Origin of the sequence: Bradyrhizobium sp. CW1, from assembly GCF_023100665.1 — a bacterium.
GTDB classification, from domain to species: Bacteria; Pseudomonadota; Alphaproteobacteria; order Rhizobiales; family Xanthobacteraceae; genus Bradyrhizobium; species Bradyrhizobium canariense_D.
Genome location: NZ_CP064684.1, coordinates 1,652,226 through 1,665,040 on the forward strand (window position 1 = coordinate 1,652,226; position 12,815 = coordinate 1,665,040).

Here is a 12,815-nt window from a genome sequence, read left to right on the forward strand (position 1 = left end):
ACCCCCCGATCTTACCACCGGCGATAACCTACTTAGTACGGCGGCCGATCATGGAGCCGCCCGCAGCAATCGTCCGCGAGCGGACCGTCGTGGTGAGGCGCCCCGTCTATGTGCCCGCGCCGGTATATCGCGCGCCGCTGCCGCCCTACGGGTATCTTGCCGAGGTCGACTACGTGGCACCAGGTTGGTGATCGACGCCCAAGCCGTTCTACGGTGAACCTAGGCTCTAGCTCGCGGACTCGCGCAAGATGGCCCAACGGCTGAGTGCAGCCCTGCCGGTCAGCCGTTCATGACGGCCGCGGACGGATCGACAGCAATGGGCTTTGCGCCTGAGATCGCTTCAATTTTTGCCGCGAGATCCGCAAGGGAATAAGGCTTGCTGAGAAATGCCTCCTTGCTGATGCGCTTTCTATTCTCCTCGATCAGGTCTGGAAAGCCGCTGCAAAACAGAATGGGAAGGCGCGGCGAGCGTTGCCGTAGTTGCCGCCCTACATCCACTCCGGAAATCTTCGGCATGGCCAAATCAACCAGCGCTAGGTCAACGCTCTCTCGGCCGAGAGCTGCCAACGCGGCTTCGAGGTCATCAGTGGCTACGACCCGGTAACCTAAGGTCTCCAACATGCCGCCGGTCGTTTCGCGCACGTCAGCATCATCGTCGATAACCAGAGCCGTCCCCCTCGCAGACGCCGTCGGTTCGCTGGATCCCTGGCCGGCAACGACGGCCTCAGTCGAACGAGGCAGGAAGATGCGGACCACGGTGCCTCGACCGAGCTCGGTTTCGATCTTGACCGTCCCACCGGATTGGCGGGCGAAGCCGTAGACCTGTGACAGACCGAGGCCCGTGCCTTTGCCGGGAGCCTTGGTGGTGAAGAACGGATCGAAGGCACGGGCCAGAACATCCGGCGGCATGCCCGTGCCGGTGTCCTTGACGGAGATGCACACATATTGCCCTGCTTTGAGCTCGCTCGCCAGTTGGTCGGGGACGCGGTTCAGAGCGGTAGTTTCGATGACGATGGTGCCACCCGTCGGCATGGCATCGCGTGCATTGAACGCAAGGTTGAGAAGCATGAGTTCAAGCTGGGTGGGGTCGACCAGCGCCGGCCACAAGCCCTCTTGGGTGGCGACTTCAAGGCGGATGCCGGTCCCGATCGTCCGCGACAGGAGCTCGGCGACCACTCCGGCAAGCTCGTTGATGTCGATGGGCTCTGGTGCGAGGTGCTGCTTACGCGAAAATGCCATGAGCTGCTTCACCAGCTTGGCGCCGCGTTCCGCCCCGTGCATGGCGTTGCGCAGGTAACGCTGGAGGCGCTCGTCCTCGATGCGCAAGCCAAGCAGCTGCAGATTGCCCATGATGGTCGTCAACAGGTTGTTGAAGTCGTGTGCGATGCCACCGGTGAGTTGTCCCACGGCCTCCATTTTGTGGGCGTGGCGAAGCGCGACTTCGGTCCGCTCGCGCTCAACCATTTCGGCCATCAACCGCCGATTTGCATTCGCCAATTCGTGGGTACGATCCTCGATGCGCCGTTCCAGCGAGTCGGTCAGATGTGTCAACTGATCCAGATAGCTTTCAGTCTGTCGCTGCTTTACCCGCGCCCGGACGGCCGCTTTGACCGCGCTCTTGAGCGAAGCCGCAGCGAGGGGCCGTTCGAGCACGGTCACGTTTCCGAGCAACTCGACGAGATCTGGCTGCGGATTGCGCGCTGCCCTCAGCGTCAGCAGGACAAAAGGAAAATCCGACCATGGCGGCTGGTTGAGGATCCACCGCGCAAGGCTGCCGCGATCCTCGTGGGTCAAGGCCTCTTCTGCAATCACGGCGGCTGCCGCCTCGCCCAGATTGCCCACCAGCTCGGTAAGGCTCCGCTGCTCAAGAGCAAAAGTGCCGTCAGCCTGCAGCATCGAACAGATTACTGCCGCATCCCTACCGACCGGCGCCAGTACAAGCGCAGGCCCATTTTCAACATGCTCACGCCGCGCCATTCGGGCTTTTTCCAAGCAGAATCTTGTGTTGGCCTGTATAGGTCGGCGATCCGGACAGAACCCCTTGAAATTCCGACAGTGGAGGACCGACCATGATTCCGCGATCATCGAGCCGGTATTCCCTGATCTCGTCCTCATGGCGGCCAGTCCGCTTCTTCAGGACCGAAATGGCCCTTCTGATCCTTCCCGCGGCCTCAAAGAAGCGAAGCAGAAGCACGGTATCGCTGAGATAGGTCAGATCGACGCTGGACTGCATCGGGCCGATGAGACCATGTTGCGCGAGCGTAAGAATCGTCACGACCCCGCGGTGGTTCAGATAGGTCAGCGTCTCATGCATGAGCAGAAGCATGAACTGCTCGGCCGGCATCGCGTTCTGGTAACCGCTGAGACTATCCAGGACCACGATGCGGACGCGCTCAACCTCCACCCGGCGGCGCACCATTCCGGTCAACTCACCGGGAGACAGTTCAGCCGGATCCACCTGCTCCAGAATCAATTGACCGCCCTCAATTGGTCCGGCGAGATTCCAGCCCATTCCTGCCGCGCGTTTATTCAAGATGCTTTTGGTCTCGTCGAACGTTACGAAGAGTGCGCGCTCGCCTCGCCGAAGCGCAGCCATCACGAATTGCATGGCGATCGACGATTTGCCAGATCCGGAAGGCCCCATCAGAAGGGTGCTGGTGCCCCGGTCCAGCCCGCCTCCCAACAGTTGATCCAGCTCGGCAATCCCTGAGAGAATCGGCTCCGCAACCTGCTGACCGTCCGCGTATTCGGCTGCGACCAGTCTCGGGAACAAGGCAATGCCGCCCTTCCGGATCAGGAAGTCATGATAGCCCCCGCGAAAACTTCGGCCGCGCATCTTGAACACGCGCAGCCTGCGCCTCTCGGCGCCGTACTGAAGGGCGTAGTGCTCGAGGCGAATGACGCCGTGCACCAGGCTGTGCAAATTTTGATCGTCGCCCTCCTCGGTCAGGTCGTCCAGGAATAATGTGGTGCAGCCCTGCTGAGCAAAGAAGTGTTTCAACCCAATCACCTGCCGACGATAACGCAGCGGGTTTTGCGCCAGCAGGCGGATTTCCGACAGGCTGTCGAAGACCACGCGAGACGGCGTAACGCGCTTCACCTCGTCGAAGGTCATCTTCGTCGTCTCACCGAGTTCCAGGTCGGAGGCGTAGACCACGGTCTGCCGCTGCTGGGGATCCAGACTGAGTTCGGCCGGAACCAACTCAAAGATGTCGATCCCGCGAAGATCCCATCCGTGGGTTTCGGCAACCTGCTCCAGTTCGTCCTTGCTTTCGGACAGCGTGATGTAGAGACAGCGTTCGCCGACTGCCGCCCCCTGCATCAGGAACTGCAGGGCGAGCGTGGTCTTTCCGGTGCCGGGCTGCCCTTCGACCAGATGCACCCTGTTGGAGGCATAGCCTCCGTCGAGAATGCCATCAAAACCATCGATGCCGGTCGATATCTTCCTTGAAGCTTTGCTGCGGTTCAATCCCTTCATGTTCCTCTCGTCGAGCGGGCGCGCCGTCGCGCGCGGAACAACTCCTTCGCTCGATCAGCAAGGTGACAGATGATAAGATTTGGCTTCCCAAGGGTGTGTCACCAAGGCCCAACAAGGCACCGAGGTCCTGCAAATCCTTCGGACGGCACTACTTTGCAACGAAACCATGCGGATTTGTCAAGCACCTATCCGAAGGAAGCCAGGACGAGCTCGCGCGCAATGAACTGTTTGGCGAAGTCCGATTGCGGCCAGCAGTTTAGGCGTGATGGTTTCCATCACGTGCTAACACTTGTGACGCGCAGAGTAGCTTCAGGTGTCGCTCTGGCCCTTGTGCAAGTAGCGATCGTTGAAGCCGCCCATTTTCGCCACTTTGGCTGCATCGGTAAGGCTGACCATCTTCCTGCGCACATCCAGTACGCCATCACCCCGGAGTTCTCGGATGACCCGATTGACGTGAACGGGCGTGAGCCCAAGTGCGTCGGCCAAATCGACCTGGGTGATCGGAAGCGCAAATTGCTGTCCGGCGACCAGCCCGACCGCGGCGAACCGCTCCCGCAGTTCGGCCATGAGGTGGGCCAATCGCGCGGGTGCGGATCTGGCCGCGAGATTCACGATCCACTCTCGAAAAACCGCGGCATCGACCAGAGTGTCGCGCCAGAGCGCCTGGGCCACTGACCATCGCGCCTTGGCAACCTCCAGCAGGGCGTAATGGCTGACGAAGCCAAGCTTTGCCTTCGACATTGCCGTCAAGTCGTGATCCATGGTTTCGAGGAAGAGGCTTTGCAGGTCGGGCATGTCCCCCGGGATGTGGAATGACACGATCTGTCGCTTGCCCGTTTCAGCTATTTTCGACCGACATGCCAATCCATCTAGCAAGAAGCAGCAGTATTGCGGATGATCGCCCTCTCTCACAATGAGAGACCCGGCCTCGATCTGTCTGACCTGAACCGAAAGCCTCCTAAGCGCGGAGACGTCATCCTCCCTCAATCTTGTATTGACCCGCAACTTGCGGATCATCATTTCGGCGTCTTGGGGGCCGGCCGGGCGCTGGGGCACTGCAGTGATCCGATCGTCAATGGCTATCCAAGCCGAAGCAACCGGGAGCACTTTCACACGTTCCTATGCTCCGGCCGACGCGGGAAGAACGCCTCCGGAGTGGATGCGGATCTCGATCGGGGCTTGAGACGCCGACGCTGGTTCCTCAATGTTCGTCGGGGACCGAGTGTGGCCATCCTGCCAGCATTCCGGCGGGCCCAGAAAAGTTAACGGGGGCGCGAGGGCGTGTTGCTTTGCACCTCGCGACGCCGATCCGCTGTAGAGCCAAGAAGCGCTTGGCAGCTGCCCTGCGCACTTAACTGGCAAGCCCAATGTCAGCACCCTGCGCAAGCCGAAGCCATTTCTCGGAAAGGAGAAGCCATCTCTGCTTTTCGATCGAGCTAATAGCCTTCAGGGCATGCTCGCGGCATTCTTCGGCTTGCTTGCGAAATATAGCTGCGTCCGTCATCAGCAGACCGCCTCACGTTTGGTTCATTTTGGCGGCCACTCAAGCGGCCTCCAGCGGAGGCTTGCCGCGCAGGGCAAGCCAGTGAGCACCGCCGGTTCTGAAGACCGCGCAGACCAACGTGCCCAACGCGGGGAGCGCCGTCCTTAACAATTGTTGATGTAGTCGAAATTATCAGAGCTCGTGGCCCCGCTGACGACGAGTCGGTCGGAGTCCAAGCGGCCTGAGCCTTAGCGATTCACCACCAGTGCCGGTGCCAACCCTGGTGCCCAGCAGCGCCGGGCGAAGTAAACAGACGGCGGCGGCGGATAGAAGGCGTACGCGCCATAGAAGTTGGGCGGCACCTGCAGCGGCCCCAAGGATTGCAGATCCAGCGCACCCCTTCCACTCCGGCACCGGATTTTGCGAGCTGCTGCGCATGGGGCAGACCGTTGGGCATGGCGAAGGCCACTGGGGTGAACCCTACGCTTCCCACCAAAGCTACAAGGCGTAGACAAGCGGTCCGGAACTTCATTGGAGTCCCTCCCTCGAATCGTCTGCGCGACAAACGCGAAAGCTCTGCGGAGACTTCAGAATGGCCTTCAGTTTTCATCTGCCTGTTCGCCGCCCCAAACACGGCCAGCTAAACCTCGCGACCGGGGAAACTGGTCTCATCCAGCCAATCGTTCGACCCAGCCTTTCAGCAGGTTCGCCTCGGCCACTCCGGCATGGCGGGCAGCCACTTCGCCGCGGTTCAGCGCGAAGAGGGCCGGAATGCCTTGGACACCATAGTCGCGCGCCGCCTGCGGATTGTCGTCTACGTTTATTTTGACGAAGCGAGCTCGGGGCTCGAGGCTCCGGGCAGCCTGCGCGAAGATAGGTGCCATGGCTTGGCACGGACCACACCACGGTGCCCAGAAGTCGACGATCACGGGCACATCGGAATTGGCAATGTGCTTTCGCAAGCGCGCGGCATCGAGCTCGACCGGGGCGCCCTCGAAAAGCGGCGCATGGCAGCGGCCACACCTGGCTTTCTCTGCCGGCCGGCTTGTCGGTACGGCGTTGATGCTGTCGCACTTTGGGCAAACGACACGACGTTTTTCCACGGTCATCTCCATCTATCCTGTGTTGCGGGCTGTTGCTTGGGATCTGGTTATGAAGAGCAGCCGTTGCCAGCCTGGATAGGGTGGCGCGATTCACTCGCGCTCCTATATCAATCGCGAGCGGCGGCGCGTCCGCGCTCGCCCGCCTCCTGAACAGACTGAACAGAAAGGAAAGATCTTACGACGGAGCACAGCCATGGATACGCATGCAGGTCCACTGGACGTTCGTTCCAGCCGCTTAGAACAACTGGAGGGGGACTTCGCCGCCCTCGCACCCCAACTTGCGCAGGGGCCCGAGAAGCAGGCTATCTCGACGCTGCACGGAATGGTGCAGGAGTTGTGGCGCGCAGTGGGGCCTTCCGGTCCCGCGCAGGCCAGACCAGGCCCCAACATCGAGGACATCGTTGAACTGCATCAGCACGCCCCGGCTATGGAAGGTGATGCCGTCAGCACGCCCCTCGAGATTGGCCAGGTGGCGCCCGAATTCGCCCTCCCCGACGCAAACGGTCGTACGGTGCGCCTGTCCGATTTCCGTGGCCGGCCGGTTGTCTTGGCGTTTTATCCGCTCGACTGGAGCCCGGGCTGCAGTCGACAGCTCGATCTGTACCAGCAAGAGATCGAGGAGTTTCAGCGCAGGGGTGTCGAACTCGTCGGCATCTCCGTCGACAGTCTCTACAGCCACGGCGCCTGGGCGGCCGTTCGGGGACTGAAGTTCCCCCTGCTTGCCGACTTCAACCCCAAGGGCGAAGTCGCCAAGCGATACAATGTCTGGCGAGACAAAGACGGATTCTCCGAGCGGGCGCTGTACGTCATCGATGACACGGGCGTCATCCGCTATGTCCATGTCTCGCCCAAGCTCCAGCACGTGCCCGACATCTACGAGCTGCTGGAGGTCCTGAACGGGCTGAACACCCGCAAAGCTGCTTAAGGAGGCTAAGTCATGTACACGACGACTTCTTCACGATCCGGATATCGGCCCAACATCGGCGAAATCGTCATCTATGGAAGCCGCTGGTGCGGCATCACCATGATGGTGCGCAGGCATCTCGACAGGGCTGGCGTACCTTACCGTTTCGTGGACTGGGATAGCTATCCGCAGGTCCGCGACGAGCTCGAATGGCTGGCCGGCGGCCGCATCGGCAGCCCGACGATCACGGTCGGCGGTCAGGTGCTCGTTCAGCCCTCCTTGCGCGAACTCGATTGGGCGCTGACCCGCGCCGGATATCGCTGAGCAGCGGCAGGGCGATGCGTCAGCGCCGGGCCCCCTGCCTTGGCGCAGCGGGGCTCGGCGTGGCGCCCGCTCAGAAAGCCGCATGCAATTAATTATTGATCCAGTTGAACGCGACAGGAGACGTGCGCCGCGGGACCGATCGAACCCGAGGAACATCCGGGTACAGCCCTCGTTATGAGGCAAAATTCGCCGCTCGACAGAGGAGCGACGCGGCTAGGGGTTGAAGACGCAAATCAGGGATATCTACCATGCCAAAGGCAATCGGCATTGATCTTGGTACAACGAATTCCTGTGTAGCCGTGATGGAGGGAAGCAGCGCTAAGGTGATCGAGAACGCCGAGGGCGCGCGCACCACCCCGTCGATGGTTGCGATCACCGACACGGACGAAGTACTCGTCGGGCAGCCGGCGAAACGCCAAAGCATCACCAATCCCGAAAACACGATCTTCGCGATCAAGCGCCTGATCGGCCGGCGCTACGACGATTCCTTCACCCAGAAGGACAAGGACATGGTCCCGTACCGGATCATAGCCGGACCGAACGGTGACGCGTGGGTGGATGTCAGAGGGAAAAAGTACAGTCCCAGCCAGATCAGCGCGTTCATCTTGACGAAGATGAAGGAAACCGCGGAGGCCCACCTGGGAGAGAAGGTCGAGCAGGCGGTCATAACGGTGCCGGCCTACTTCAACGACGCCCAGCGCCAGGCCACGAAGGACGCAGGCCGCATCGCCGGCCTGGAGGTCATGCGCATCATCAATGAGCCCACTGCGGCGGCACTCGCTTACGGACTGGAGAAGAAGGCCACCGGCAAGATCGCGGTGTACGATCTGGGCGGCGGCACGTTTGACATTTCGATCCTCGAGGTGGGCGACGGCGTCTTCGAGGTCAAGGCGACGAACGGCGACACCTTCCTAGGGGGCGAAGACTTCGACAAGCGCATTATCGACTATCTAGCGGATGAATTCAGGAGAGAAAGCGGCATCGAGCTGCGGAACGACCGCCTGGCGCTACAGCGTCTCAAGGACGCTGCGGAGAAGGCCAAGATCGAGCTGTCCAGCAGCACACAGACCGACGTCAATCTGCCGTTCATCACCGCGGATCAGCACGGACCCAAGCACCTCAACATCCGGTTGACCCGAGCCAAACTGGAAGCGATCGTCGACGACCTCATCCAGAAAACCATCCCACCATGCCAGGCTGCCCTGAAGGACGCCGGTCTGGAGCCTGGTCAGATCGATGAAGTCGTACTGGTCGGCGGCCAGACCCGCATGCCCAAGGTGCAGGAGACCGTCCAGGCCTTGTTCGGGCGCGAGCCCCATAAGGGCGTCAACCCCGATGAGGTCGTGGCCATCGGGGCCGCCATTCAAGCCGGCGTGCTGCAGGGCGACGTGAAGGACGTGCTCCTGCTCGACGTCAATCCCCTGTCCTTGGGAATCGAGACGCTCGGCGGCGTGATGACCAAGCTGATCGACCGTAACACTACCATTCCCGCGAAACGCAGCCAGGTGTTCTCGACTGCAGAGGATAATCAGAGTGCCGTCACTGTGCGTGTGTTCCAGGGCGAACGCGAGCTGGCCGCCGACAACAAGCTGCTCGGCCAATTTGACCTGGTGGGAATTCCACCCGCTCCCCGTGGCATGCCGCAGATCGAGGTCACTTTCGATATCGATGCCAACGGCATCGTGCATGTTTCCGCGAAGGACAAAGCGAGCGGCAAGGAGCAGTCCATCCGCATCCAGGCGTCCGGCGGACTGAGTGAAGCGGACATTCAGCGGATGGTTCGCGAGGCCGAAGCGAACGCCGAGCAGGATCGCCGGCGGAAAGAGCTGGTGGAGACGCGCAACCAGGCCGATGCCGCAGTCTACCGGATCGAGAAGACCATGCAGGAGTTGGGCGAGCGCATACCAGCCGCCCTGAAGGCTGAAGTCGGGCAGCTCATCACCCGGGTCAAGGACGCCATGCAGGGCGACGAAATCGGCCGGGTTCGGGAAGCTGTCGCCCAGCTGGAGAAAGCTGCGCAGCGTCTTGCGGAAATCCAGCAGCACGGTAGCGGAGCAGGCAGCTCGCAATCCTCCGGAACATCCGGCGATCGGGGAGACGCCGACGTGATTGATGCCGAATTCGAGGAGCTGGATGACAAAGATCGCAAGACGGGATGAGGCACTGCGGCTCTCAAAGCTCCTCTAGCCGCTTAACAGATCCGCGATAGGAGGTCCGGATGCAGGGGAACGTCACGGGCGAGCAGGCGCCGCCTGTCTATGAAGCCAAAGAGCGCGATTCTCTTCAGGCGGAAAATACCGCCCTGCGTGATCGGCTGCTGCGCGCGCTGGCGGATGCCGAGAACACTCGCCAGCGCGGCGAGCGCATGGCGAAGGATGCCCGCCAGTACGCCATCGCCGACTTCGCTCGCGAGCTCCTGACGGTGCTCGATAATCTGCATCGTGCCATTGCTGCCGCCGAGCAGCGACGCGCCGATATGACCGATGACTCTTCCCTGCTCGAAGGAATTAAAGCCACCGAGAGGATTCTGACCTCAACGCTTGAGCGGTTTGCTGTCCGCCGGGTCGAGGCGCTCGGAGCAAAGTTCGATCCTGCCCTGCACGAAGCCGTAATGCAGGTGGAGGATGACGAACACGATCCGGGCACCGTCATGCAAGTTCTCGAGGATGGCTATGTCATCCACGAGCGGCTGCTGCGTCCGGCCCGGGTCACCGTTGCGAGGCGACGGCAGGAACGAGCCTCGCATTCCGAAGCTGTCAAACCTCGAGACCACGACGGATTCCACCATTTCGAGACGTGAGAGGAGAAGGCGTTGGCCACCGACCCCTACGAAACACTGGGCCTGAAGAAGGGCGCCTCGCAGGAGGAGGTCCAAAAGGCCTACCGCCGGCTGGCCAAAAAGCTGCACCCCGACCTCAATCCGAGCAACAAGCGGGCAGAGGAACAATTCAAGGAGGTTTCGGCCGCCTACGACCTGCTCAGCGATCCCGACAAGCGAACGCGTTTCGACCGAGGAGAAGTCGATGCCTCGGGAGCCGAGCGACCGCGGTACCGTTCCTATCGGGACTTTGCCGAAGGTGCCGGAGCCTCGGCCTATAGCAGCGACGCCGGCTTTTCCGATCTTGACGACGAAGGAGATTTGTTTGGCGAACTGTTCCGCCGGCGCGGACGATCCGGAGCCGCCGGCGCGACTTTCCGGATGAGAGGAGAGGACGTCTATTATCGCATGGAAGTCGACTTCCTTGATGCGGTGAACGGCGCAAGGCGCCAGATCACGCTCCCGGATGGCTCTGCCCTCGAAGTCACCATTCCGCCCGGGAGTCGCGACGGTCAAATACTGAGGCTTCGCGACAAGGGACGGCCGGGTCTGGGTGGCGGGCCCGCCGGGGATGCCCTGATTGAAATAGAAGTGCGCGAACACCCGCTGTTCACGCGCAAGGGCGACGACATCCATGTCGAACTGGCAATCCCGCTCAAGAAGGCTGTGCTCGGCGGCAAGATCGAGGTGCCGACACCGACAGGCACGGTCACCATCACCGTGCCGAAATGGTCCAACACCGGAACGGTCCTGCGGCTCAAGCAAAAAGGCGTTCGGCGCTCCAACGGCACGCGAGGAGATCAATACGTCACCTTAAACATCAAGTTGCCCGAAAAGCCCGACCCGGAACTCGAGAGATTGATATCGAGCTGGCGCGCGGGGGCAAGCCATGCAGCGTGAACCAATGGGGCCTCGCATGGAGATCAATGAATTTCTCGTTCACGCGCGGCTCGACCGCGAGCACCTCCAGAGCTGGGTCGAGGCCGGCTGGCTTGCCCCCAGCAGCGAAGGTGAGGAATGGCTGTTTGCCGAGATCGACGTCGCCCGTGCCCAGCTGATCCGAGACCTGAAGAGCGACATGGGCGTCAACGACGAAGGCATTGCGATCATCCTGGACCTATTGGATCAGCTGTATGGCGTGCGCGGAACGTTGCGCGATATCGCGTCGGCCATTGCCGCACAGGATGAGCCGGTACGTCGACGTGTCCTGGCGCAAATCCGGGGTGCCCCGCTCAAGGCGTGGTCCCGGGAAAGCATGGACAGCGAACGCCGCGTTTAGCCGAATTCCCGGGCGGCCTATGCGGCGATAGGCTCGGTGCCGTCCGGCCGCAACCGCAACCCGGGCCAGCTCGCCCGCACATCGCCGACCCTGGAAAGAGGCCTTGCGACTGCGGACGTACGGCGTCGCGACAGAGCCTTTTCTCCCGGAACGCCGGCTCAGATAGCAACCCTGCACTCGAAGCAACGTTACTGCCCGCAAACCGCCCGACCCCTGAGGCGCCCAGCGCAACCGGGAAGGCGGGCTCGTTTGCCTCGACGGAAAGGACTGTCTTATGGCCGGCAATCTTAAAGCGCGACTGTTCTGCACCTTGTTCGCGAGTACTTTTGGTGCCGCAATCTGCTCGACGACGCTGCCGGCTCACGCACAGCAGGCGGCAGTTCCGACCGACTTTACCGCCGTTGTGAAACAGAAAGCCCCCGCGGTGGTCGCGATTCTCACGAAACAGATGATCGAAGACGAAGCGCGCCAGGCTCCGGACGACCTGCCCCTTGGCGAGCTATTTCGGCGGCGGTTCGGCGAACCTCGCGCACGCGAGCGGACGGCGCTAGGTTCGGGTTTCATCGTCAGCCCCGAGGGGCACATCGTCACGAACAATCATGTCGTGGATAACGCCAGCGAGATCCACGTCCGCTTCGCGGACAAAACCGACGTGGCGGCGAAGCTGGTCGGTCGTGATCCATCGACGGATATCGCGGTGCTCAAGATCGAGCCGCGGCCCAACATGGCTGTAGCGGCGTGGGGTGATTCCGACAAGATGGAGCCTGGGGCGTGGACGATCGCGATCGGCAGCCCCTTCGGACTCGGTGGCACGGTGACCGTCGGGGTCCTCTCGGCGCGGGCACGCGACATTCAAGCTGGGCCCTACGACGATTTCCTGCAGACGGACGCGTCAATCAATCAGGGTAATTCCGGAGGTCCGTTGTTCAACGCCGCAGGCGAGGTCATCGGCGTCAACACGGCGATCCTATCGCCACTCGGCGTCAACGTAGGCATCGGATTTGCCGTGCCGTCGCGGACCGCGCAGACGGTCGCGGATCAGATTATCCGCACCGGAAAAGTCGAACGCGGCTACCTCGGCGTCCGACTGCAGGAATTGACAGCCGGAATCGCACAGGCGTTGGGCCGTTCCGATACGACGGGCGCCCTCGTTGCATCCGTGGAGCCGGGTAGCCCCGCGGAGAAGGCCGGGATCAAAATCGGGGACGTCGTCACCCGCGCTGATGGTCAAACCATCGCCGGACCGCGCGACCTGTCGCGCGCCGTCGCGCGGACCAAGCCGGGATCGCCGTTGAATCTAACGGTGGTCCGAAACGGCAACACGGAGGAACTCACGGTCGCGGTCGGCGGGCCCAAGAGGACCGACGGAGCGGAACGAGCGATTTGCAGGACTCGGATAAGACGAGCAAGCGACTTGGATTAAGTC

General features: G+C 61.8%; 11 protein-coding genes. 7 read left to right on the plus strand and 4 right to left on the minus strand.

The features are described from left to right. Positions 1–279 precede the first annotated feature (279 nt). The 4 genes from IVB54_RS08020 to trxA all read right to left on the minus strand — a co-directional run bounded on the left by IVB54_RS08020 (position 280) and on the right by trxA (position 6,070). Positions 280–1,977, minus strand: a complete 1,698-nt coding sequence (locus tag IVB54_RS08020; protein ID WP_083926593.1) for an ATP-binding protein — start codon at positions 1,975–1,977, stop codon at positions 280–282. Beyond that, positions 1,964–3,478 (minus strand): ATPase domain-containing protein, encoded by a 1,515-nt coding sequence (locus IVB54_RS08025; RefSeq protein WP_247542457.1) that lies wholly within the window; start codon positions 3,476–3,478, stop codon positions 1,964–1,966. The genes IVB54_RS08020 and IVB54_RS08025 overlap by 14 nt, the downstream gene beginning before the upstream one ends. Before the next feature lie 309 nt (positions 3,479–3,787). Further along, on the minus strand, positions 3,788–4,498 hold the full coding sequence (locus IVB54_RS08030; RefSeq protein WP_157643145.1) for a Crp/Fnr family transcriptional regulator: 711 nt from the start codon (positions 4,496–4,498) through the stop codon (positions 3,788–3,790). 1,131 nt (positions 4,499–5,629) lie between these two features. Then, positions 5,630–6,070 carry a thioredoxin gene (gene trxA, locus IVB54_RS08035; protein ID WP_157643146.1) on the minus strand — a complete coding sequence of 147 codons (441 nt, stop codon included), beginning with the start codon at positions 6,068–6,070 and terminating at the stop codon, positions 5,630–5,632. A 187-nt stretch (positions 6,071–6,257) separates the two neighbouring features. Between trxA and IVB54_RS08040 the strand changes: the two genes are divergently transcribed. The 7 genes from IVB54_RS08040 to IVB54_RS08070 all read left to right on the plus strand — a co-directional run bounded on the left by IVB54_RS08040 (position 6,258) and on the right by IVB54_RS08070 (position 12,812). Then, on the plus strand, positions 6,258–6,989 hold the full coding sequence (locus IVB54_RS08040) for a peroxiredoxin (protein ID WP_018460200.1): 732 nt from the start codon (positions 6,258–6,260) through the stop codon (positions 6,987–6,989). A gap of 12 nt (positions 6,990–7,001) precedes the next feature. Then, positions 7,002–7,292 (plus strand): glutaredoxin family protein, encoded by a 291-nt coding sequence (locus IVB54_RS08045; RefSeq protein ID WP_247400806.1) that lies wholly within the window; start codon positions 7,002–7,004, stop codon positions 7,290–7,292. Between the two features lie 248 nt (positions 7,293–7,540). Next, positions 7,541–9,451 (plus strand): molecular chaperone DnaK, encoded by a 1,911-nt coding sequence (gene dnaK / locus IVB54_RS08050; RefSeq protein WP_247777139.1) that lies wholly within the window; start codon positions 7,541–7,543, stop codon positions 9,449–9,451. A gap of 59 nt (positions 9,452–9,510) precedes the next feature. Next, positions 9,511–10,092 carry a nucleotide exchange factor GrpE gene (locus IVB54_RS08055; RefSeq protein WP_247400802.1) on the plus strand — a complete coding sequence of 194 codons (582 nt, stop codon included), beginning with the start codon at positions 9,511–9,513 and terminating at the stop codon, positions 10,090–10,092. Between the two features lie 12 nt (positions 10,093–10,104). Then, positions 10,105–11,010, plus strand: coding sequence for a DnaJ C-terminal domain-containing protein (locus IVB54_RS08060; protein ID WP_247777140.1), 906 nt, complete (start codon positions 10,105–10,107; stop codon positions 11,008–11,010). 16 nt (positions 11,011–11,026) lie between these two features. Next, complete coding sequence (locus IVB54_RS08065) at positions 11,027–11,389, plus strand: chaperone modulator CbpM (RefSeq protein WP_247400798.1); 363 nt, start codon at positions 11,027–11,029, stop codon at positions 11,387–11,389. A 274-nt stretch (positions 11,390–11,663) separates the two neighbouring features. Continuing rightward, positions 11,664–12,812: a trypsin-like peptidase domain-containing protein gene (locus tag IVB54_RS08070; protein ID WP_247777141.1), complete on the plus strand. Its 1,149-nt coding sequence runs from the start codon at positions 11,664–11,666 to the stop codon at positions 12,810–12,812. Positions 12,813–12,815 lie beyond the last annotated feature (3 nt).

Coding starts and splice junctions, on each gene's coding strand:
- trxA (WP_157643146.1), bottom strand. CDS start 6,070: ATGACCGTGGAAAAACGTCGTGTCGTTTGCCCAAAGTGCGACAGCATC.
- IVB54_RS08025 (WP_247542457.1), bottom strand. CDS start 3,478: ATGAAGGGATTGAACCGCAGCAAAGCTTCAAGGAAGATATCGACCGGC.
- IVB54_RS08020 (WP_083926593.1), bottom strand. CDS start 1,977: ATGGCGCGGCGTGAGCATGTTGAAAATGGGCCTGCGCTTGTACTGGCG.
- IVB54_RS08070 (WP_247777141.1), top strand. CDS start 11,664: ATGGCCGGCAATCTTAAAGCGCGACTGTTCTGCACCTTGTTCGCGAGT.
- IVB54_RS08055 (WP_247400802.1), top strand. CDS start 9,511: ATGCAGGGGAACGTCACGGGCGAGCAGGCGCCGCCTGTCTATGAAGCC.
- IVB54_RS08030 (WP_157643145.1), bottom strand. CDS start 4,498: ATGATGATCCGCAAGTTGCGGGTCAATACAAGATTGAGGGAGGATGAC.
- IVB54_RS08040 (WP_018460200.1), top strand. CDS start 6,258: ATGGATACGCATGCAGGTCCACTGGACGTTCGTTCCAGCCGCTTAGAA.
- dnaK (WP_247777139.1), top strand. CDS start 7,541: ATGCCAAAGGCAATCGGCATTGATCTTGGTACAACGAATTCCTGTGTA.
- IVB54_RS08065 (WP_247400798.1), top strand. CDS start 11,027: ATGGAGATCAATGAATTTCTCGTTCACGCGCGGCTCGACCGCGAGCAC.
- IVB54_RS08045 (WP_247400806.1), top strand. CDS start 7,002: ATGTACACGACGACTTCTTCACGATCCGGATATCGGCCCAACATCGGC.